Source organism: Solicola agrisoli (genome assembly GCF_049059935.1).
GTDB lineage: Bacteria > Actinomycetota > Actinomycetes > Propionibacteriales > Nocardioidaceae > JAURVT01.
Window position 1 is genome coordinate 1 of record NZ_JBMGQR010000073.1, and the last position, 20,510, is coordinate 20,510.

General features: G+C 74.4%; 18 protein-coding genes, 1 other RNA gene and 1 pseudogene. 13 read left to right on the forward strand and 7 right to left on the reverse strand.

Going from position 1 to position 20,510, the window contains the following annotated elements:
- The 3 genes from ACI6PP_RS18955 to ACI6PP_RS18965 all read left to right on the forward strand — a co-directional run.
- Positions 1-1,161: Nif3-like dinuclear metal center hexameric protein (locus ACI6PP_RS18955; RefSeq protein ID WP_421113187.1), on the forward strand; the 1,161-nt coding region annotated here is incomplete at its 5' end.
- The gene (locus ACI6PP_RS18960) at positions 1,158-1,901 is read left to right on the forward strand and encodes a zinc ribbon domain-containing protein (protein WP_421113188.1); all 744 of its coding nucleotides are present in this window, start codon (positions 1,158-1,160) and stop codon (positions 1,899-1,901) included. The genes ACI6PP_RS18955 and ACI6PP_RS18960, both read left to right, overlap by 4 nt.
- Entirely contained in the window at positions 1,901-3,031 is a 1,131-nt protein-coding gene (locus tag ACI6PP_RS18965) for a bifunctional RNase H/acid phosphatase (protein WP_421113189.1), read from the forward strand. The genes ACI6PP_RS18960 and ACI6PP_RS18965 overlap by 1 nt, the downstream gene beginning before the upstream one ends.
- Positions 3,032-3,049: 18 nt before the next feature.
- On the opposite strand, the gene ACI6PP_RS18970 is transcribed toward ACI6PP_RS18965, so the two are convergent.
- Positions 3,050-3,814, reverse strand: a complete 765-nt coding sequence (locus ACI6PP_RS18970; protein WP_421113190.1) for a YaaA family protein — start codon at positions 3,812-3,814, stop codon at positions 3,050-3,052.
- 16 nt (positions 3,815-3,830) lie between these two features.
- A complete protein-coding gene (locus ACI6PP_RS18975) occupies positions 3,831-5,030 on the reverse strand; it encodes an SLC13 family permease (protein ID WP_421113191.1) in 1,200 nt (399 codons plus the stop codon).
- Between the two features lie 50 nt (positions 5,031-5,080).
- Here ACI6PP_RS18975 and ACI6PP_RS18980 point away from each other — a divergent pair, with 50 nt between their 5' ends.
- Entirely contained in the window at positions 5,081-6,514 is a 1,434-nt protein-coding gene (locus tag ACI6PP_RS18980; protein ID WP_421113192.1) for an RNB domain-containing ribonuclease, read from the forward strand.
- Here the strand turns inward: ACI6PP_RS18980 and ACI6PP_RS18985 are convergent.
- Positions 6,511-7,101 carry a TMEM165/GDT1 family protein gene (locus tag ACI6PP_RS18985; protein ID WP_421113193.1) on the reverse strand — a complete coding sequence of 197 codons (591 nt, stop codon included), beginning with the start codon at positions 7,099-7,101 and terminating at the stop codon, positions 6,511-6,513. The two genes, ACI6PP_RS18980 and ACI6PP_RS18985, sit on opposite strands and share 4 nt — an antisense overlap.
- Before the next feature lie 149 nt (positions 7,102-7,250).
- On the opposite strand from ACI6PP_RS18985, the gene ACI6PP_RS18990 reads away from it, so the two are divergent.
- The 3 genes from ACI6PP_RS18990 to ACI6PP_RS19000 all read left to right on the forward strand — a co-directional run bounded on the left by ACI6PP_RS18990 (position 7,251) and on the right by ACI6PP_RS19000 (position 10,031).
- Entirely contained in the window at positions 7,251-9,269 is a 2,019-nt protein-coding gene (locus ACI6PP_RS18990) for a PhoX family protein (protein WP_421113194.1), read from the forward strand.
- Between the two features lie 25 nt (positions 9,270-9,294).
- An RNA gene (gene rnpB, locus ACI6PP_RS18995) (RNase P RNA component class A) lies at positions 9,295-9,701 on the forward strand.
- 108 nt (positions 9,702-9,809) lie between these two features.
- Positions 9,810-10,031 carry a hypothetical protein gene (locus ACI6PP_RS19000; RefSeq protein ID WP_421113195.1) on the forward strand — a complete coding sequence of 74 codons (222 nt, stop codon included), beginning with the start codon at positions 9,810-9,812 and terminating at the stop codon, positions 10,029-10,031.
- Here the strand turns inward: ACI6PP_RS19000 and ACI6PP_RS19005 are convergent.
- Positions 10,016-10,453, reverse strand: a pseudogene (locus ACI6PP_RS19005) (glycosyltransferase); the annotation flags it as partial. The gene ACI6PP_RS19000 and the pseudogene ACI6PP_RS19005 sit on opposite strands and share 16 nt — an antisense overlap.
- Positions 10,450-12,078 (reverse strand): hypothetical protein, encoded by a 1,629-nt coding sequence (locus ACI6PP_RS19010; RefSeq protein ID WP_421113196.1) that lies wholly within the window; start codon positions 12,076-12,078, stop codon positions 10,450-10,452. The gene ACI6PP_RS19010 and the pseudogene ACI6PP_RS19005, both read right to left, overlap by 4 nt.
- A gap of 90 nt (positions 12,079-12,168) precedes the next feature.
- On the opposite strand from ACI6PP_RS19010, the gene ACI6PP_RS19015 reads away from it, so the two are divergent.
- Positions 12,169-13,617, forward strand: coding sequence for a sensor histidine kinase (locus ACI6PP_RS19015; RefSeq protein ID WP_421113197.1), 1,449 nt, complete (start codon positions 12,169-12,171; stop codon positions 13,615-13,617).
- Here the strand turns inward: ACI6PP_RS19015 and ACI6PP_RS19020 are convergent.
- The gene (locus ACI6PP_RS19020) at positions 13,590-14,267 is read right to left on the reverse strand and encodes a response regulator transcription factor (protein WP_421113198.1); all 678 of its coding nucleotides are present in this window, start codon (positions 14,265-14,267) and stop codon (positions 13,590-13,592) included. The genes ACI6PP_RS19015 and ACI6PP_RS19020 overlap by 28 nt on opposite strands.
- Positions 14,264-15,121, reverse strand: coding sequence for a PIG-L family deacetylase (locus ACI6PP_RS19025; RefSeq protein WP_421113199.1), 858 nt, complete (start codon positions 15,119-15,121; stop codon positions 14,264-14,266). The genes ACI6PP_RS19020 and ACI6PP_RS19025 overlap by 4 nt, the downstream gene beginning before the upstream one ends.
- Positions 15,122-15,201: 80 nt before the next feature.
- On the opposite strand from ACI6PP_RS19025, the gene ACI6PP_RS19030 reads away from it, so the two are divergent.
- The 5 genes from ACI6PP_RS19030 (at position 15,202) to ACI6PP_RS19050 (ending at position 20,390) form a co-directional block, all read left to right on the forward strand.
- Positions 15,202-16,287, forward strand: coding sequence for a lysylphosphatidylglycerol synthase domain-containing protein (locus ACI6PP_RS19030; protein WP_421113200.1), 1,086 nt, complete (start codon positions 15,202-15,204; stop codon positions 16,285-16,287).
- Positions 16,284-17,375 (forward strand): glycosyltransferase family 4 protein, encoded by a 1,092-nt coding sequence (locus tag ACI6PP_RS19035; protein ID WP_421113201.1) that lies wholly within the window; start codon positions 16,284-16,286, stop codon positions 17,373-17,375. Before ACI6PP_RS19030 ends, ACI6PP_RS19035 begins: the two co-directional genes overlap by 4 nt.
- Positions 17,372-18,043 carry a VTT domain-containing protein gene (locus tag ACI6PP_RS19040; RefSeq protein WP_421113202.1) on the forward strand — a complete coding sequence of 224 codons (672 nt, stop codon included), beginning with the start codon at positions 17,372-17,374 and terminating at the stop codon, positions 18,041-18,043. Before ACI6PP_RS19035 ends, ACI6PP_RS19040 begins: the two co-directional genes overlap by 4 nt.
- Complete coding sequence (locus ACI6PP_RS19045; protein ID WP_421113204.1) at positions 18,040-18,570, forward strand: GtrA family protein; 531 nt, start codon at positions 18,040-18,042, stop codon at positions 18,568-18,570. Before ACI6PP_RS19040 ends, ACI6PP_RS19045 begins: the two co-directional genes overlap by 4 nt.
- Positions 18,571-18,635: 65 nt before the next feature.
- Positions 18,636-20,390 (forward strand): bifunctional lysylphosphatidylglycerol flippase/synthetase MprF, encoded by a 1,755-nt coding sequence (locus ACI6PP_RS19050; RefSeq protein WP_421113205.1) that lies wholly within the window; start codon positions 18,636-18,638, stop codon positions 20,388-20,390.
- The last annotated feature ends 120 nt before the right edge of the window (positions 20,391-20,510 follow it).

A 20,510-nucleotide genomic window follows, 5' to 3' on the forward strand; every position in this document is an offset into this window, starting at 1 on the left:
CGCGACGTCGTCGCCGTCCTCGACGCGCAGTGGAACCCCGCCTGGGCCGACGACTGGGACGCCGTGGGCACCAGCGTGGGCGACCTCGACGCCCCCGTCCGCAAGGTGCTGCTCGCCGTCGACCCCACGCTCGAGGTGGTGGAGGAGGCCGTGGAGTGGGGGGCGGACCTGCTGCTCACGCACCACCCGCTGCTGCTCAAGGGCGTCCACGGGGTCTCCACGGGCACGCCCAAGGGCCGGATCGTGCACCGCCTGATCAGCGGCGGCGTCGCGCTGCACACGTGCCACACCAACGCCGACTCCCCGCCCGGAGGCGTGTCGGCCTCCATGGCCGACGCGCTCGGGCTGGTCGACGTGCGCCCGCTCGACCCCGACCCGGCCGACGCGCTCGACAAGTGGGTGGTGATGGTGCCCGCGGACGACGCCGACCGCGTCGCCGAGGCGCTGCTCGACGCGGGCGCCGGGCACGTCGGCGACTACGACCGCTGCACGTTCGTCACCGCGGGCATCGGCACGTTCCGTCCCCTCGAGGGCGCCGACCCGACGATCGGCCAGGTGGGCGAGGTCGAGAACGTCGCCGAGGACCGGGTCGAGATGGTCGCGCAGCCGCACCTGCGCGAGAGGCTCCTGGCGGTGCTCCGCGAGGTGCACCCCTACGAGGAGGTCGCGTTCGACCTGCTGGAGATGGCTCCGCGCCCCGGCGACCGGGGGAGCGGACGCATCGGCACGCTGCTCGAGCCCGTCACGCTCGCCGACTTCGCCGCCGACGTCGTCGCGAGCCTGCCGCCCACGTCGAGCGTCGCCAGGGTCGCCGGCGACCCCGAGCGCGAGGTGCGCACGGTGGCGCTGTGCGGGGGCTCCGGCGACTTCCTGCTCGAGCACGCCCGCCGTGCCGGCGCCGACGTCTACGTGACGTCCGACCTGCGCCACCACCCGGTGTCGGAGGCCCAGGAACAGGCCGGGGCGCCCGCCGTCGTCGACGTCCCGCACTGGGCCGCGGAGTGGACCTGGCTGCCGAACGCCGCCCGCCTGCTGTCCGAGGCGCTCGCCGAGGCCGGGTCTAGGGTGGAGACCCGCGTGTCGCGCATCGTCACCGACCCGTGGACCACCCACGTCGCCTGGCCCGCCGAGGCCACCACCCCGAGGAGACCCGCTCCGTGAAGGCCGACCCGCTCAGCCAGCAGACGCTGCTCGAGCTGCAGCACCACGACTCCGTGCTGTCCCAGCTCACGCACCGCAAGAAGTCGCTGCCCGAGCACGATCGCCTCGCCGAGCTGGCCGGTGGTCGCAAGGAGCTCGACGGGCGTCGCATCGAGGCCGAGACCGAGGTCTCCGACCTCACCCGCGACCAGAAGCGGGCCGACGCCGAGGTCGAGCAGGTGCGCTCGCGCCGCACCAACAACCAGAGGCGCATGGACGCGGGGCAGATCACCTCGGCCAAGGACCTCGAGAACATGCAGCACGAGATCGTCGCCCTCGATCGCCGCATCGGCACGCTCGAGGACGCCGAGCTCGAGGTCATGGAGGCGCTCGAGGAGGCCCAGGCCCGGCTCGAGGACGTCCGCGTCGACATCGCCGCCGCCGACGCCGAGGAGACCGCGCTCATTTCGTCGCGCGACGAGGCGATCACCGCCATCGACGCCGAGGCCGCCGGCATCGTCGACGAGCGTGCGGCCGCCGCGGCCCGCGTCCCGGACGACCTGCTCGCGCTGTACGAGAAGGTGCGTGCCCACCAGGGCGGCACCGGTGCGGCGGCGCTGCGGCAGCGCCGCTGCGAGGGCTGCCGGCTCGAGCTCAACGGCGCCGACCTGCGCGAGATCAAGACCATCCCCGACGACGAGGTCGTCCGCTGCCCCGAGTGCGACCGGATCCTGGTGCGCACCATCGAGTCCGGCCTCTGATGCCCGGGTACCGCCGGGTCGTCGTCGAGGCCGACGGCGGCTCCCGGGGCAACCCCGGCCCGGCCGCGTACGGCGCGCTGATCCGCGACGCCGACACCGGCCAGGTGATCGCCGAGAGCGCCGAGGCGTTCGGCACCGCCACCAACAACGTCGCCGAGTACAAGGGCCTGATCGCCGGGCTCGAGCTGGTGCGCGAGCACGCGCCGGACGCCGAGGTCGAGGTCCGGATGGACTCCAAGCTGGTCATCGAGCAGATGGCCGGACGCTGGCGGGTCAAGCACCCCGACATGAAGCCGCTGGCGATGGCGGCGCAGCGCATCGCGCCGTTCGGCGTCGAGTGGACGTGGGTGCCGCGCGAGCAGAACAAGGCCGCCGACGAGATCCTCAACGTCGCGCTCGACGTCGCGCAGGGCAGGACGCCGAAGAAGCGTCGCACCGCAGCCCCCGAGCCGCAGCAGGTCGAGTCCGAGACGGGCACCCGCAACCCGATGGCCGGCTGGCGCGACCCGCTCCTCGACCCGCCCACCACGATCCTGCTGCTGCGCCACGGCGTCACCGACAGCACCGTCAACAAGCTGTTCTGCGGCACCGGGGGAGCCGACCCCGGCCTGAACGACGCCGGACGCGCGCAGGCCGCGCGTGCCGCCGCCTGGATCGCGGCCCACGGCGGCGCCGACGCGATCGTCAGCTCCCCGCTGGCGCGCACCCGCGAGACCGCCGCCGCGGTGGGCGACGCGCTGGGGCTCGACGTCGGCACCGACGACGACCTCGCCGAGGCCGCGTTCGGCGAGTGGGACGGCCTGACCTTCGCCCAGGTGCAGGAGCGCTGGCCCTCCGAGCTCGACGCGTGGCTCGAGTCCACCGCCACCCCGCCGCCCGGCGGCGAGGCCTACGACTCGGTCTTCACCCGCGCCCGCCGCGCCCGCAACCGCCTCGTGCGCGACCACGGCGGCCGGACCGTGGTGGTCGTCAGTCACGTCACGCCCATCAAGATGCTGGCTCGCCTGACGCTCGACGTCCCCATGCCGGTGATCCACCGGCTCGAGCTCGAGCCGGCCTCGATCAGCACCGTCCGCGTCTGGCCCGACGGCCTGTCGACGCTCCGCGGCTGGTCGTTCGTGCCGGAGTGAGGCTCCGGGCGTCCGGACTCAGACCTCGGTGACGACGACGTCGAGGCGGGTGCCGTCCTGCTCGACGGTCCAGCCGAGGTCGCGCAGGGCATCGGCGAGGGCGTCGACGCGGCGGACGTCGACGTTCTCGGTGAGCAGCGCCCGGGTGATCTGGCCCTTGGTGGCCTTGTTGAAGTGGCTGACGATGCTGCGGCGGCCGTCCTTGTCCTGCAGCACGCGGACGGTGGCGGTGCGCGGCGCGAGGTCGCGTCCGGGGCGGAACAGCCCGGCGTAGGTCTGCGAGCGCAGGTCGACCAGCAGTCCCGAGCCGACGAGCGCGGGGACCTCGTCGGCGAGCGGGCCGCGCCAGGCCGACGCCACCGACCCGATGCCGGGCAGCGAGGTGCCCCCGCTGAGCCGGTACGCGGGGATGCGGTCGCCGGGGCGCACGACGCCGAACAGCGCGCTCGCCACCGCCAGGCGCGACGACGCCCGTCGCCTGGCCGACGCGTCGAGGCTCGCGAGGTCGAGGGCCGCGAAGAGCACGCCGCTGTAGACCTTGTCGGCGCGCGCGGTGGGCAGGCTCCACAGCCGGGCGTCGCGATCGACCGCGTCGGCCTGCGACGGGCCGAGGCCGAGCACCGCGGCGGCCTTCTCGGGATCCTGCGACGCGAGGTCGACCAGGCCGTCGACCAGCGTGCGGCGGGTGTCGGTGAGCGACGGGCTCGCGAGCGCGTCGAGGTCGAGCGGCTTGCCGCGGACGGGGAGGGTCTTGCCCTCCGAGGGCGGCAGCCAGATCAGCACCGGACCAGGCTAGGCGTCACCACAGCCACCCCGTCCACAGGCCCAGGACGGCCGCGCACAGCACCACGACGAGCGGGGTGGTGAGCCCGAGCAGGTGGAACGTGCGGGCGGAGGGGGCCGCGTCCTGGGCCCGCAGGCCCGACCGCCAGAGCAGGTTGGCCAGCGAACCGGCGTAGGTGAGGTTGGCGCCCACGTTGACGCCCACGAGCAGCGCCAGCAGTGCCGCGGGGCCGAGGGGCGCCACGAGCGGCAGCAGCACCAGCGTCGCCGGGAGGTTGTTCACCACGCCGGCCAGGACCATCGCCAGCAGGGCGACGCCCACCAGCGCGAGCACGCCGTCGCCGCCGGGCAGCAGGCGGCCCACGAGACCGTCGACGCCGGCGTGGCCCACGGCGATGACCACGATCGCCCAGCACATCACGAAGTAGGCGAAGGGCACGTTGGCCGCGGCGCCCACGTCGGCGAGCGAGACGACGCCGCGACGGCGCGCGTGCCACACCAGCACCACGGCACCGACGGCCGCGGGCCAGAACGGCGCGACGTCGAACGGCGACCCCGCCGCGAACCCGGCGAGCACCGCGACCACGACGCCGAGCGCGACGCGCGGGACCGGCGGCGGCTCCTGCGGCGCGGCGTCGGCGGGCGCGGCGAGGTCGCGCCGGAAGGCCAGCCGGAGCACGACGTACTCCGCGACGATCGCCACCACCCACACCGGGGCCATCGCCGCGGCGAACCCCAGGAACGTCAGGCCGGTGGAGGCGAACACCAGCAGGTTGGTCAGGTTGGAGATCGGCAGCAGCGTCGACGCCGAGTTCGACAGCCGCACGGTGGCGTACGAGACCGGCCGCGACGGGCGTCCCACCGCACGGGCCGCGACGACCAGGACGGGCGTCAGAAGCACCGCGGTGGCGTCCAGGCTGAGGGTGGTGGTGACCAGGGCCGCGACCACGAACGACAGCGCGAGGAAGCGCGGACCCGAGCGCCGTCCGGCGACGGCCACCCGGGCGCCGAGCGCGGCGAACAGGCCCTCGGCGGCGCAGGCCTGCGCCAGCACCATGATCGCCACCAGGAACGCGATGACGGGGAGCAGCTCACCGGCCTCGTCCAGGGCGTCGCCCACCGAGATGGCACCGGTGAGCAGGGCGATCGCGACGCCCGCGGTGCCGACGGTGACCTCCCAGCGCACGCGGGGTCGGGTGCCGCCGCCGAAGGTCACGGGGCTCAGCGTAGGGACAGGTGTCCGCCGCGCACCCTAGGGTGGTCGCCATGCCACGCCGACCCCTGATCGTCGCCCCCGAGTCGGCCGCGGCCGTCGCCGCTCAGCTCGACGCCCTCGAGTCCGAGCTGGGGGTGGGCGCGGAGTTCGCGGACGACGTCCTGGCCGAGGCCGCGGAGTCGGCGGCGTCCCCGTCGCTGCCCGAGCGCGACCTCACGGACCTGCCGTTCGTCACCATCGACCCGCCGGGTGCGCGCGACCTCGACCAGGCGATGCACCTCGAGCGGCTCGACGACGGCTACCGCGTGCACTACGCGATCGCCGACGTGGGTGCGTTCGTCCGTCCGGGCGGTCTCGTCGACGCCGAGGCGCACCGCCGCGGCCAGACGCTCTACGGCCCGTCGCGTCGCATCCCGCTGCACCCGCCGCAGCTCAGCGAGGACGCCGCCAGCCTGCTCGCCGACCAGGTGCGTCCGGCCCTGGTGTGGCAGGTCGAGCTGAGCGAGAGCGGTGAGGGACGCAGCGCCGAGGTGTTCCGCGCGCTGGTCCGCAGCCGCGCCCAGCACGACTACGCCGGCGTGCAGAAGGCCGTCGACGACGGCACCGCCGAGCCCGTGTTCACCCTGCTGCGCGAGATCGGCGAGCTCCGCAAGAGGTACGAGCAGGTGCGCGGGGGCGTCAGCCTGCCGCTGCCCGACCAGGAGATCGTCGCCGACGACGGGCACCTGCGCGTCGAGTACCGCGCCAACCTGCCCGTCGAGGGCTGGAACGAGCAGATCTCGCTGCTCGTCGGCATGGCCGCCGCGCACCTGATGCTCTACGCGCAGGTGGGCCTGCTGCGCACCCTCCCGCCGGCCGACCCGCGTGCGGTCTCGCGGCTGCACCGCACCGCCGACGCCCTCGGCATCGCCTGGCCCGCCGAGATGGCCTACCCCGAGTTCGTCCGCACGCTCGACCCCGACGAGCCGCGTGACGTCGCCATGCTCGACGCCTGCACGACGCTGCTGCGCGGTGCGGGGTACGTCGCGTTCGTCGACGCCGTGCCCGAGCAGCCCGAGCACGCCGCGATCGCCTCGGAGTACGCGCACGCCACGGCACCGCTGCGCCGCCTGGCCGACCGCTACGTCGGCGAGACGTGCGTCGCGATCTGCGCGGGCACGCCCGTCCCGGCCTGGGTCCGCGACGCGCTCGACGCGCTGCCCGCCACGATGCAGGCCTCCGAGCGTCTCGCGCACACCTACGAGCGCGAGGTGGTCGACCTCGTCGAGGCCGGCATGCTGGCGGGCTCGGTCGGGCAGGAGTTCGACGCCGTGGTGCTCGACGCCGACGCCAAGCACCCCACCCGGGGCACCGCGATGGTGGTCGACCCGGCCGTCGAGGCCCAGGTCGAGGCCGACCACGAGCTGCCCGTCGGGTCCCGCGTCCGGGTCCGGCTCACCGAGGCCGACGTCGACGCGCGCCGCGTGCGGTTCAGGCTCGTCTAGAGCCAGCCGGCGCCCTCGGCGATGAGCACGACGCCGAAGGCCAGGAACGCGACGGTGGCGCCGTAGCGGATGAACCGCTCGGGCAGGTGCCTGCCGAGCACGGCGCCGACGACGATGGCGAGGGCGTCGGCGACGACCATGCCCAGGGTGCTGCCGAGCCAGACCCCGAAGACCGCGAGCCAGTCGCTCTCGCGGGTGGCCAGGGTGATGGTGGCGAGCATGGTCTTGTCGCCGAGCTCGGCGAGGAAGAACGCGACGGCGACGGCGAGGAACGCCGCGCCGCCGGCGGCCTTGGCCTTGTTCTCCTCCTCGTCGCTGAGCGAGTCGCCGCGCAGGGTCCAGGCGGCGAAGCCCAGGAACGCGATGCCGGCGACGATCGAGATGGCGTCCTGGCTGCCGGCGAACGCGTCGCCGATCAGGAAGCCGATGGCGACCGAGGCGAGGTGCACGACGGCGGTGGCGGCGGTGATGCCGAGGAGGACCTCGCGGACCCGGAACCGGGTCGCGAAGGTCATCGCCATGAGCTGGCTCTTGTCACCGAGCTCGGCCACGAAGATGACGGCGGTGCTGATCAGGAACGCTTCCACTGGGTCGATCCTGGTGGGCCGGAAGGCCCGCGGACAAGCGAAAGTGACGGCCCTGGCAAGTCATGCGGAGTTCACCCGACGTTTGGCCGCGGCCAACACCGGGAAGGCTCGTGCCACACCCCGTCGCCGACCTCCGGAGGGCCGTCATCGTGCCCGGACCATTCCTCCCGCTCCTCGACCAGCACGGCTCGCGCAGCCGCATGACCTGCACCTACCGGTGCGGCAACGCGTGCGACAAGCCCGAGCACAACACGTCCGGCAACGAGCACTTCTCCGACGTGCTGGCCCGCTCGATGGCCCGGCGGACGCTGCTGCGGGCGTCCGCCGTGACCGGTGCCGGCGCGCTCGTGGCCGGCACGCCGCTCGCCGCGGCGGCGACCGGTCGCGGAGGTCGCGACGACCTCAGCCGCCTGGCCTTCACGCCGGTGCCGCCCAACGTCGTCGACGACGTCGTGGTGCCCGAGGGCTTCCGCGCCGACGTCGTCGTGAGGTGGGGAGACCCGATCCTGCCCGGTGCGCCCGCCTTCGACGTGGACCGCCAGAGCGCGCGCTCGCAGGCCCGCCAGCTCGGCTACAACTGCGACTACCTGACGGTCCTCGACGGGGCGACCCGCGACCGCGGCGTCATGGTGCTCAACCACGAGTACACCAACGAGGAGCTGATGTTCCCCACCGGCCGGTACACCTCGCGCGAGGTGGCCGAGATCGCGATCCAGGCGCACGGCCTGTCGGTGGTCGAGCTCGAGCGGGCCGGACGCGGGGGACGCTGGCGCACCCGCGACCTGCGCCGCGCGCGCCTCAACCGTCGCGTCACGATGACCACCCCGTTCGAGGTCACCGGGCCCGCCGCCGGGGACGTCCGGATGCGCACGCGCGCCGACAAGCGCGGACGCCAGGTGCTCGGCACCCTGAACAACTGCTCGGGCGGCCAGACGCCGTGGGGCACCACGCTGCACGGCGAGGAGAACATCGACCAGTACTTCGACCTCTCCGGCGAGCGTGACCCCCGCTACCAGGCCAGCTACGACCGGTACGGGTTCGACGGCGTCGACACCCGTGGGTGGAGCGAGGTCGACGAGAGGTTCGACCTGAGCAGGGAGCCGCACGAGCCGTTCCGGTTCGGGTGGGTGGTCGAGCTCGACCCGTCCAACCCGCGCTCGACGCCCCGCAAGCGCACGATGCTCGGCCGCTGCAAGCACGAGGGCGCCAACGTCATCGTGACGCCCGACGGTCGCGTGGCCGCCTACACCGGCGACGACGAGCGTGGCGAGTACGTCTACAAGTTCGTCTCGCGCGACCGCGTGGCCAGGGGCAAGGGGCGCAAGGCCCGTGAGCACAACCTGACGCTGCTCGACCACGGCACCCTGCACGTCGGCGTCTTCGACGGCGACGGAGCCGACGACGGCCAGTACGACGGACGAGGACGCTGGGTGCCGCTGACCAGCGACACGCGGTCGTTCGTCGCCGGCATGAGCGTGGCCGACGTCCTGATCGACACCCGCATCGCCGCCGACCGCGTCGGCGCCACCCGGATGGACCGCCCGGAGGACATCGAGCCCAACCCCGTCAACGGCCGGATCTACTGCGCCCTGACCAACAACGCCGACCGCGGCACGAAGTTCCCCACCTCCGAGGCCGCGCCGCTGGCGTCGTCGATGGTGCGCGAGTCGCCGACGGCGCCGCTCACGTCGGCGACGGGCAACCGCAACGGCTACGTGCTCGAGATCCGCGAGGACGGCGACGACCAGACGTCGACGTCGTTCTCCTGGCTCCTGTTCCTGGTGTGCGGCGACCCCGACGCCCCTGAGACGTACTTCGGCGGCTACCCCAAGGACCGCGTCAGCCCGATCTCGTGCCCCGACAACGTCACCTTCGACCGGCGCGGCAACCTGTGGATCAGCACCGACGGCAACGCCCTCGGTGCCCACGACGGCTTCTTCGCGGTGCCGGTGGCGGGTCCCGAGCGCGGGCACGTCCGTCAGTTCCTCAGCGTCCCGACGGGTGCGGAGACCTGCGGGCCGTTCCTCACCGACGACGGGAGGTCGGCGTTCGTCGCCGTCCAGCACCCCGGCGAGGTGGACGGGGCCACGTTCGAGTCGCCCGGCTCGACCTGGCCGCACACCGACCCGTTCCCGCGACCGAGCGTGGTCTGCGTCAGCCGCCGCTGACATGCCCTAGGCTGAGCGACGCGGACGAGTCGGTCGGACGGTCGCGTGAGGTGGTTCGCCGCCTCCCGAGGAAGGTCCGGACTCCGAAGAGCAGGGTGGTGGGCAACGCCCACCCACGGTGACGTGCGGGACAGTGCCACAGAGAGCAGACCGCCAACGGCCCGGTCGCCCACGGGCGGCTGGGTACGGGCAAGGCTGAAACGGTGGTGTAAGAGACCACCAGCACCCCGGGTGACCGGGGTGGCTAGGTAAACCCCACCCGGAGCAAGACCAAGAGGCCCCCGTCACGGCGGGGGCTGCGCCGGTGCCCGAGGGCTGCTCGCCCGAGCCGGCGGGTAGGTCGCCAGAGCCCATCGGCAACGGTGGGCCTAGACAGATGGCCGTCCGGGGCTCGCGCCCCGACAGAATCCGGCCTACAGACCGGCTCGTCCGCCCCCTTCCGCCCGGTGGAGCACCGGGTGGGCCTGCCGGCCGGCCAGCACCGGTGCTCCGCGCAGGCGCCACCGGGTCACCTCGACCACGGCCTCCACCGCGATGGCGGTGGACATCTTCGAGCTGCCCCGCGCGCGCTCGGTGAACGTGATCGGCACCTCGGCCACGGCGCAGCCGGCGAGGACGGCGCGCCAGGTGGTCTCGATCTGGAAGGCGTACCCGTGGGAGCGGGTGTCGCACGCGTCGATCAGGTCGAGGACGGGTGCGCGGAACGCCCGGAACCCGGCGGTGGTGTCGTGGACGGGCAGGCGCAGCACCGTGCGGACGTAGAGGTTGCCGGCGGCCGACAGGAGCCGGCGTCGCAGCGGCCACCCGACGGTCCGTCCGCCTGGGACGTAGCGCGACCCGATCGCGACGTCGGCGTGCTCGAGCGCGGCGACGAGCCGCGGCACCGCGTCGACCGGGTGGGACAGGTCGGCGTCCATCTGCACGACGACGTCGTAGCCGCGGTCACGGGCCCACGCGAAACCCGCGCGGTAGGCCGACCCGAGCCCGTCCTTGCCGGGCCGCTCGAGGAGGTGGACTCCCCGGTGGCGTGCCACGTGGGTCCGGACGAGGTCGGCGGTGCCGTCGGGGCTGGCGTCGTCGACGACGAGGAGGTCAGGAGGGTCCGGCAGGTCGAGCAGGCCGGCGACCAGGACGCCGACGTTCTGGGCTTCGTTGTACGTCGGGACGACGACGAGGGTGGTCATGACGGCTCCTGGGGTGAGGGGACGGCGAGGGGGGCCGGTGCCGGGCAGGTGGTCGGTGCGACCGGCAGCGGCCGGTCGACGCCGCGACGGAGGTAGGTGGCGTAGCCGCAGACGTCGGCGACGGGGCGGTAGTGCGTGGTGAGCGCCGTCCGGGCGGTGGTCCCGGTGATGCCCCAGGAGCCGAGACGGTCGTGCCAGACCAGCACCCAGGTGGGCGGCCCCGTGCCGTCGAGGACGCTGGTGAGGCCGGTCAGGTGCGGGTCGCGGACGCGGACCGGGAGGCTCCAGATCTGGGGGTAGGGGCTGCCCAGGCCCGACCGGTAGAGCAGACCGGGCTGCCCGAACGCGACGACGGCGGAGTCGCCGGGCCTCGCCGCGGCCCGGAGCCAACCGGCCGTCACGGTCGGGGCGCTGTGCGCCGGTGGGGAGGCGATGCCGATCACGGTGGCGACGACCGAGGCACCCACGACCCACCCCGCGCACGCACGGCCCGTGCGACCCCACAGGTCGCGACCCACCGTCGTCGTCGCGGCCGCGAGGGCGGCCGCGGGGACCAGCTGCACCAGGTAGTGGAGCCAGTAGCTGCCGCCGGCGAGGACCGAGAACAGGTCCCAGCCGAGGACGGCCGCGGCCGCGACGGCCGGAGCGGTCCTGCCGCGCCGACGCACGCCCGCGAGCAGCAGCGTCGCCACGAGCGCGGCCAGCCCGCTGCCCGCGGCGGCGACGAGGATGCGGCCGAGACGGATGCCGGTGGCGGGGCTGGCCGAGGTGGAGATGACCGAGGCGGCCTGCGCGCGGAAGACGACCAACGCGTTCCACAGCGCCTGAGGGCTCGTCCCGCGGCTCTCGGCCCACCCGAGCACGACGAGGAGGACGAGCGTCGCGGCCAGGGCGGCGGTGCCGGCGGCCAGGGCGGCGGTGCCGGCGACCAGGGCGGCGGCCCTCGGCGCGAGTCGCCCGGTCGCGACGAGTACGACCAGCAGCACCAGCGCGAACACGAACCCGTCGAGCAGGTTCTGCTTGACGAGCACGGCGGCCATGGCGAGCGCGCCGGCGCCCGCGGCGGACACCAGCTGCGAGGACCACCGCCTGCGGGAGGTCGCGGCGAGGGTGAGGGCGAACGACCCGAGGACGAAGCCGATGCCGAGGAGCTCGCCGTTGACCTCCTGGCCGTCGAGCATCGGCGAGGTCACCAGGGCAGCGGCGACCAGGGCCGCCCACCGGGCGCCGGGACGGCCCCGCACCTGGTGGCCCACCACGCCGGCGAGCACGACGACGGCCGCCGCGGCCAGGCAGCCGAGCAGCCGGAGGGCGACCGGGCCACCGAGGTGGGCGGCGGCGCCGAACAGCCCGATCAGCAGCGGCGGACGATCGACCCAGTAGTCGCCGTACAGCGAGGTGCCGCCGGCGCGCCACTGCGAGCCGACCAGGAGGAAGCCGCCCTCGTCGGCACCGACCGGCCGGCCGAGGAACGGGACCCGCGCGCAGACGGCGACGAGCGCGAGGAGCGCGACCGTGGTGTGCGTGGGCAGCCGGGCGAGGGTGCCCAGGACCCGCCGGTCGTGGGCCCGTGACGTCGACGTGGCGCCGGCGTCGAGTGGGGGAGCCGCCGTCCTGGTCGCCATGGGACCAGGCTGTGCCTCGGTCGCTGAGCGGGCGCTGAGGAAATCCCGTCCCGGGCCCTGACCGGGGCGGTCGGGCGGCACACTGACCGCATGGACGCGCGACGGACGAGACGGTCGGCCAGGGTGGCGGCGCTCCTGCGGGGCGTCCGGGCCCGCTCGGTCCTCGCCGTGGTCGTCGTCATGGCCATCGCCCTGGGCGTGGGCGTCGCCGCGCTGGTCATCGTGCTGATCCGCACCCTGAACGCGAGCGCGGAGGAGAACGCCGACGCCCGGCTCGACCAGGTGGTCCGGGCTCTGGGACGCAGCGACGTCGCCGCGGTGGGCGAGCAGCTGCGCAGCGACGTCGTCGAGGGGACCGTCGTGCAGGTGGTCGACGACACCGGCGTCGTCGTGGCCGGATCGAGCGGCCGGGCGGTCCGCCGACCCCTGACCTCGCTCGATCCCGCCGTCGGGCAGGTGCTGCGCACCGAGGTCGACCGCGCGGTGCTGCTGGATCCTGACGCGCCCTACCTGTTCGTCGTCGGGGCGGTGCGCTCGCAGGGGGAGACCTACCGGGTGGTCGTCGCGAGCTCCCTCGCGCCGCAGCGGGAGGCCACCGGGACCGTGCTGCTGCTCCTGGTGGTCGCCTTCCCCGTCCTGCTCGTGATGGTGGCCGCCGCGACCTGGGTCGTGGTCGGACGCGCGCTGAGCCCGGTGGAGCGCATCCGGTCGGGCGTGGCCGCGATCGAGGCGGCCAACGTGCGCGAGCGCGTCCCCGTCCCGGAGACCGGGGACGAGGTGGCGCGACTCGCGGTGACGATGAACGAGATGCTCGACCGCCTCGAACGGTCGCAGCACTCCCAGCGACAGTTCCTGTCCGACGCGAGCCACGAGCTGCGCAGCCCCCTGGCGACGCTCGGCGCCACGCTCGAGGTCGTCGGACCCGAGCCCGACCCGGTGGACTGGCAGGAGCTGCGTCCGGTGCTCGTCCAGGAGACCGCGCGGATGGGCGTGCTGGTCGACAACCTCCTGCTGCTGGCCAAGGCCGACGACGACGGCGTCGGGCTCCAACGGGTCGACGTCGACCTGGACGACCTCGTCGCCGACGAGCGGGTCCGGCTGGGGGTGCAGCGCGCGGTCGAGGTGCGGACGCACGTCCGGCCCGCACGGGTGGTCGGGGACCGGAACCGGCTCGAGCAGGTCCTGCGCAACCTGGTCGACAACGCCGTGCGGCACGCCGCCGGCACCGTGGCGATCACCTGCGACGAGGTGGACGGCTACGGCAGGCTGGTCGTCGAGGACGACGGACCGGGCATCCCCGACGGCGAGCGCGCGCACGTGCTGGAACGGTTCGTCAGGCTCGACGCCGGTCGGGACCGTGACCGCGGCGGCAGCGGCCTGGGGCTCGCCATCGTCGACGAGATCGTGCGTGCCCACGGCGGTGACGTGCAGATCGACGCCTCGCCGCTCGGAGGAGCCAGGGTCACCGCACGGGTACCGGCCGCCGCGTTCGGCGACGACGCGCCGGACGCTCAGCCGCCGTCGGCGGCGAGCCGGTAGCCCATCCCCCTCACGGTCTCGATGCTCGCGCGGCCGAAGGGGACGTCGATCTTGCCGCGCAGGTACCGGACGTAGACCTCCACGACGTTGACGTCGCCCTCGAAGGCGGCGTCCCACACCGACTCCAGGATCTCGGTCTTGCTGACGACGTCGCCGCGGTGCTGCAGGAGGTACTCCAGCAGCCCGTACTCGCGCGGGGTCAGCCGCACCTCCTGGCCGTCCCGCTCCACGCGGCGTCTCGTCGGGTCCAGCGTCAGGTCGCCGGCGGCGAGGACCACGGGTCGTGCGGGCGCCCCGCGGCGCAGCAGCGCACGCAGGCGGGCGACGAGCACGATGAAGCTGAACGGCTTGGTCAGGTAGTCGTCGGCGCCGAGGTCGAACGCGTCGGTCTGGTCGTACTCGCCGTCCTTGGCGGTCAGCATCAGCACGGGCGTCCAGACGTCCCGGGCGCGCAGCGTCTCGAGCACCCTGTAGCCGTGCACCTTGGGCAGCATGATGTCGAGCACGATCACGTCGTAGGCGCGTTCGGTGGCCGCCCAGAGGGCGTCCTCGCCGTCGTGCACGACGTCGACGACGAAGCCCTCCGAGACGAGTCCCCGGCGGACGGTCTCGGCCAGACGGGTCTCGTCCTCGACCACCAGCACCCTCATCGGGCCTCCTCCCGCCTCGAAGGACCAGGCCGGCCCTGGGCGCGGACGGTGGCGAACACGTCGTCGCACCGCCCCGGCCGGCGGTCCCGGTCGACGAACCACTCGACGCCGAGGACGAGCCCGGCCAGCGGGCGGGGGAGGGCGAGCAGGGTCCGCAGGGTGCGCGGGCCCGAGTCGGACGTCGCCTGGCTGGCGTGCGCCGCCAGCGACGCCCGCTTGGCACCGAGGTGGTGGCGGACGTCGACGCGGTGCGTGATCTGCGCCCGAGGGGTGAAGGCGGTCTCGAACGTGGTGGGGTCGACCCGGTCCAGCACGCCGGGGACGCGGGCGAGCAGGCGCACCAGCCGCGCGAGGAGGTCGCGGTCGACGGTGGCCTGCAGGACGCTGGGGGTGCCTGCGAGCTCCGCGGCGATCTCCCCGACGCGGTGCACCTGGACGTGGTCGGGGTGCCCGTACCCGCCCGCCGGGTCGTAGGTCGTGAGCACGTCGGCGTCCTCCTCGCGCAGCACCGTGGCGAGCGCCCGGGCCGCGACGCGCGGGTCCACGGCGCTGAAGGCCGCGGGGTCGCCGGTGGCGCTGTCGTGCCAGCCGGAGTCGGCGAAGCCCAGGCACACGACCCGCGCCACGCCCAGCGCCCGGGCCGAGGCGTCCAGCTCGGCCAGACGGCGCCCGCCGAGCGCCCGGTCCGCGCCGAGCACGCGCGCGGCCAGCCCCGCCTCCCCGGCCGTGGCGGTCACGAGCACCACCCGGTGGCCCTCGGCCGCCGCCCGCGCGAGTGTCCCTCCGGTCAGCAGCGCCTCGTCGTCGGGGTGCGCGTGGAACGAGACCAGGGTGTAGGCGGTGGTCGGGGGCACGGGACGAGCATGGCACCCGGAGGACGAGGGCGGTCGCGTCTCTCAGCCGTCGCTCAGCGGCGCCGGGTCAGTCTCGGGCCATGAGCCCACTCCACGCGGCCGAGGTCCCACCGGCACCCGGCGCCGGGCGCTCCACGCGCGCGCCACGGCTGGTGGTCGGCCTGGCCCTGACCGCTGCCGCGGCGGCGTTGGTCGTGATGGTCCCGCGCCTGGTCCACGTGTCGTGGACGTCGGTCCTGACCACCCTGGCCACCGTGTCGCTCGGGTGGCTCGCGGTGCTCGCCGTGGTCTGGCTGGCCGGCATGTGGGCCCACACCCTGGTGCTGACCTCGTCGATGCCGGGACTGTCCTCGCGGCGGGCGCTGGGGCTGAACCTGGCCGGCAGCGCCGTGGCCAATTCGGTGCCGCTCGGCGGTGCGGTCAGCATGGGCCTGACGACGGCGATGGCGCGGTCGTGGGGGTTCGCCCGGGTCGAGCTGGCGACGTTCCTGACGGTCAGCAACGTGTGGAACCTGCTCTTCCGGGCGCTCTTCGGAGCGTTCGCGCTGGCGTTCCTGCTCACCGGTCTGCCCCACGGGGCCGTCGCGAGCGCCGCGCCGGTGGCCCTCGGCGCTGCGGTGCTGGTCGTCGTGACGATCGTCCTGCTCCTGGCACGGGAGCGGTGGGCGGCGCTGCTCGGCCGCGGTGCCGGCACGCTCGCCGACCTCGTCCACCGGCTGCGTGGGGGCGAGCCCGGTGACCTCGCCGGGGCCGGCGCCCGTGGCGCGGTCGAGGTCAGGGCGACCACGCTGCGCGTGATCGGCTCCTCCTGGCACCAGATGAGCGTCGGCATGGTCGTCTACCTCTCCCTGCTGTGCCTGCTGCTGGACCTGTGCCTGCACGCGATCGGCACCCCCGTCCCGGTCGCCACCGTGGTCGCCGCGGTCGCCGTCGAGCGGCTGCTGTCGGCCGTCCCGGTCACCCCCGGTGGCGCCGGCGTGGCCGAGCTCGGGATCGTGGCCGTCCTGACGTTGTCGGGCACCGCGCCCCTGGCGGCCGCGAGCGCGGCCGTCCTCTACCGCCTGTTCACCTTCGCCCTCGAGATCCCCGTCGGGCTCGGCGTCGCCGCGGGCTGGGGCGCCCTGAGGTGGCGCCGGCACCACGTCCGCGAGCAGGTGGCGGCATGAGGATCCTGCACGTCTCCGACGTCTACCTGCCGCGTCTCGGCGGGATCGAGCTGCACGTGCGCGACCTCGCCGGCCAGCAGGCCGCACGCGGTCACGACGTGGTCGTCGTGACGGCCACGCCCGGCGCGCCCCTCGACCCGCTCGTCCGGGTCGTCGTGGTCGACCGCTGGGGCAGGGACGACGTGCTGGACGCCCTGGTGGGGTGGGCCGACGTGGTGCACACGCACTCCTCGGTCGTCTCGCCCCTCGCCTGGGTGGCGACCCGGCGTGCCACCGCGGCCGGCGTCCCCGTCGTGCTCACCATGCACTCGCTCGTCCAGCGGTCCGCGGTGGTCCGGGCCGGGTGGCGCCGGGTCGGTGCGGGGTTGGGCGCCGGCGTGCGGTGGACGTCCGTGAGCAGCGTCGGGGCGGCCGGCCTCGCCGAGCTCGTCCCCGCCGACGTGGGCGTCCTGCCCAACGGCATCGTCGTCGAGCCGTGGACCCGCCCGCGCACCGTCAGCGCCACCGAACGGTCGGTGGTGGCGGTGATGCGTCTCAGTGCCCGCAAGCGCGCCCTGCCGCTCGTCGACGTCCTGTCCGACGTCCGCGCCACGGTCGACGCGTCGATCCCGCTGCGCGCCACGATCGTCGGCGACGGGCCGCAACGGTGCGACGTGCAGCGGATGCTCGACGACCGCGGCATGGACTGGGTCGAGCTGACCGGGCGCCTCGACCGAACGCAGATCGCCCACGAGCTCGCCCGCGCCGACGTGTTCCTCGCACCGGCCACCCTGGAGTCGTTCGGGATCGCCGCGCTGGAGGCCCGCTGCACCGGTCTGCCCGTCGTGGCGATGGCCCGCGGCGGGGTGGGGGACTTCGTCACCGACGGCGTCGAGGGCTACCTCGTCCGCGACGACGCCGACATGGCCGCGCGCACCGCGGCCCTCCTGACCGACGCCGACCTGCGCGGGACCATGACGGCCGCGAGCCTGGCCCACCGTCCCCGGTACGACTGGGACACCGTCGTCGCGATGACGACCGAGCAGTACCGCGTCGCCGAGGTGCTCTCAGCGTCCTGTCAGCGGCGGACTCCTAGCGTCACGGCATGATCCTCGCCCTGACCCCGTTGCTCTACGCCCTCGGCCCGGCCGCCCTGCTCCTCGTCATGGCGGTCGTCTTCGCCGAGACCGGGCTGCTCGTCGGCTTCTTCCTCCCGGGCGACTCGCTCCTGTTCATGGCCGGCGCCCTGGTCGCCTCGCACGTGATCGGGCTGCCGTACTGGGTCCTCGCCGTGGGCGTCCTCGTCGCGGCGGTCCTGGGCGACCAGCTCGGCTACACGATCGGCCGACGCTACGGCCCGCGGGTGTTCTCCCGTCGCGACTCGCGGCTGTTCGACTCCGCGCACGCCGACCGCGCCCAGGCGTTCTTCGACCGTCACGGACCCAAGGCCGTCGTCCTGGCCCGCTTCCTGCCCGTCGTCCGCACGTTCGTGCCCGTCGTCGCCGGGGTCGGACGGATGCCGCGCCGCTCCTTCGCCCTGCACAACCTCGCCGGCGCCCTGGTGTGGGCGGTCGGCCTCACCACGGCCGGCCTCCTCTTCGGCGGGATCCCCTGGGTCGCCGCGCACGTCGAGCTGATCACCCTGGGCATCGTCGCCGTCTCCCTGGTCCCCGCGGCGCTCGCGGTCGTTGGACGGCTCGCGGGCCGCGGGCGCGCGGAGCCGGTGCGCCTGCCTCAGGTCGTGCTCGGCGACGGCGGAGGACGCTCGGCTCCATGACGACCGGCCGCACGCTCCTCGGTCGTGTCCTCGACCGCGAGGCGCTGACCTTCCTGGTGGTCGGCGGTGCCGGCTACGTCGTGGACGTGGGCCTGTTCAACGCGCTGCGGGCGTGGCCGGTGCTGGCGGCGGTGGACCCGACCGTCTCCAAGCTGCTGGCGGTCGTCGCGGCGACGGCGGTCACCTACCTGGGCAACCGGACGCTCACGTGGCGTGGTCGCAGCAGCCACGGCCGGCGCCGCGAGGTCGCCCTGTTCGTGATGCTCAACGTGGTCGGCCTCGGGTTCTCCGTCCTCACCCTGTGGGTCTCCCACGACCTCCTGGGGTGGACCAGCGGCCTGGCCGACAACGTCTCGGCCAACGTCGTCGGCCTGGCGCTCGGGACGGCCTTCCGGTACTGGTCGTACCGACGGTTCGTGTTCGCCGGCCCGGTGGCCGAGCCCGCGCGTCCGCGACCACCGAGCCGGCCCGCCGGCCCGACCCGCTCGGCTCCGACGCTGCGGCTGCAACGCGACACCGGACGCTGAGGGGCCCCACGATGGCAGCCGCGACGCTCAGCGAGCTCTCAACGACCACGGGCGATGGTGCCCGCATGTCCGTCACTCACCCCGTGTCGCGCAGCGTCGTCGACACCCTGCCCTGCCCGCCACCCACGGCCCCCGCACCGCGGCCGGACCGGTCGGGGTGGCGCCGACGCGACCGCTCCCGGCTGCTGGTCTCCGCAGCCGTGGCGTCGCTGGGTGTGGTGGGTCTCGCGTCGGCGCTGTCCCTTCCCCTGCGCGACCGGCTCCACCTCCTGCTGGATGCGGTCCCGTTCTACGTGCCGACCACGGCCGCGATCACGCTGGCGTTCGTGTCGGTGGCACTGATCGTGCTGGCCCGCGGGCTGCGCCGAGGTCAGCGTCTGGCGTGGGGGGCGACCCTGGGACTGCTGTCGGCGTCGGCGGGCCTGCACCTGGCTCGGGGCCTGGACGCCGAGTGGGCGGTGGTCACCGGGGTCGTCGTGGTGGCGATGCTGCGGGCTCGGCGGGCGTTCCCCGTCCGCTCGACCCGCGCGGTCGTGCGCCGGGCCGCGACGGTGCTGACGGCCGGGACGGCCGTGCTGACCGCTGCTGCGGCGACGCTCGCCTCGGCGACCGGCACCACGGACGTCGCGACCGCCCTGCGCGACTCGGTCACCTCGATGGCCGGCTCGAGCGTCCTGCCCGTCGACCTCACCACCGGCGTCGCGACACCGGTCGTGGTGGCCCTGGCGCCGGCGGTCCTGGCCGGCGCGCTGTGGGTCCTGACGTCGCCTGCGCACGGCGCCCGGGTCCTGCGGCACGGGCACCACCTGGACCGGGAGGCAGCACGCGCCGTCGTGCGCCGCCACGGCGGCGGGACGCTCGACTACTTCGCCCTGCGCGACGACAAGCACTGGTTCTTCGACGGCGAGAGCGTCGTCGCCTACGGCCTCCGCGGGGGCATCTGCCTGGTCTCGCCCGACCCGATCGGGCCGGGGGCCGAGCGTCGCCAGGTCTGGGAGGCGTTCATGTCCTTCGCCGAGGTCCACGGCTGGACGGTGGCCGTCCTCGGTGCCGCACCGGACCGCCTGGACCTCTACGAGGACTGGGGCATGCGCCCGGTGTACCTGGGCGACGAGGCCGTCGTCGACTGCCCGACCTTCTCGGTCAGCGGACACTCGATGCGCGGTCTGCGCGGGACCCGCAACCGCCTGACGCGTGAGGGGTGGACGGTCACCTTCCACGACCCGGCCGACCTCGACCCCGACCTCCGCGACCGGCTCCGTGGCCTGTCGACGCAGAGCCGACGCGGCGCGGTCGAGCGCGGGTTCTCGATGACGCTCTCGCGACTGTTCGACCCCGACGACACCGGCCTGATGGTGTCGGTCGCCCGCGATCCCGCGGGCGTCCCGCAGGCGTTCGTCCAGTGGACGCCGAGCGCCGACGTCGACGGCTGGTCGCTGGACGTGATGCGACGTTCCGACGACCCCGACCTGCCGAACGGGGTGACCGACCTGTGCGTCCTGGCGACCATCGACCACGTCGCCGCCTCCGGACGTCGCGGGCTCGGCCTCAACTTCGCGATCTGGCGGACCGTCCTGGCCGGTGAGCGCCCGGGACCGCTCGGGGAGCTCGGACGCCGGGCACTGGTGCAGGCCTCGGAGCGCGGCCAGATCGACTCGCTGCGCCGCTTCAACGACAAGTTCCACCCCGACTGGACGCCCCGGTACGTCGTCCTCGGGCGGACCGGCGCCCTGGCCGCCCAGGCCATCACCATCGCCGACGCCGAGGGCATCAGCGAGCTGCCGCTGGTCGGACGCTTCATGCGGGGGCTCGACCGCTGACCGCCGCCCGTCGGACGGACCGGCCAGGTCGTCCTACTGTGGTGGGCATGAGCATCGAGAGGTGGCGCCACGGGCTGGACCGCCGCCTCGACGACTCCCGCGTGTTCGTGCCGGTCGTGG

Coding starts and splice junctions, on each gene's coding strand:
- ACI6PP_RS18965 (WP_421113189.1), top strand. CDS start 1,901: ATGCCCGGGTACCGCCGGGTCGTCGTCGAGGCCGACGGCGGCTCCCGG.
- ACI6PP_RS18980 (WP_421113192.1), top strand. CDS start 5,081: ATGCCACGCCGACCCCTGATCGTCGCCCCCGAGTCGGCCGCGGCCGTC.
- ACI6PP_RS19010 (WP_421113196.1), bottom strand. CDS start 12,078: ATGGCGACCAGGACGGCGGCTCCCCCACTCGACGCCGGCGCCACGTCG.
- ACI6PP_RS19015 (WP_421113197.1), top strand. CDS start 12,169: ATGGACGCGCGACGGACGAGACGGTCGGCCAGGGTGGCGGCGCTCCTG.
- ACI6PP_RS19020 (WP_421113198.1), bottom strand. CDS start 14,267: ATGAGGGTGCTGGTGGTCGAGGACGAGACCCGTCTGGCCGAGACCGTC.
- ACI6PP_RS19030 (WP_421113200.1), top strand. CDS start 15,202: ATGAGCCCACTCCACGCGGCCGAGGTCCCACCGGCACCCGGCGCCGGG.
- ACI6PP_RS19035 (WP_421113201.1), top strand. CDS start 16,284: ATGAGGATCCTGCACGTCTCCGACGTCTACCTGCCGCGTCTCGGCGGG.
- ACI6PP_RS19040 (WP_421113202.1), top strand. CDS start 17,372: ATGATCCTCGCCCTGACCCCGTTGCTCTACGCCCTCGGCCCGGCCGCC.
- ACI6PP_RS19045 (WP_421113204.1), top strand. CDS start 18,040: ATGACGACCGGCCGCACGCTCCTCGGTCGTGTCCTCGACCGCGAGGCG.
- ACI6PP_RS19050 (WP_421113205.1), top strand. CDS start 18,636: ATGTCCGTCACTCACCCCGTGTCGCGCAGCGTCGTCGACACCCTGCCC.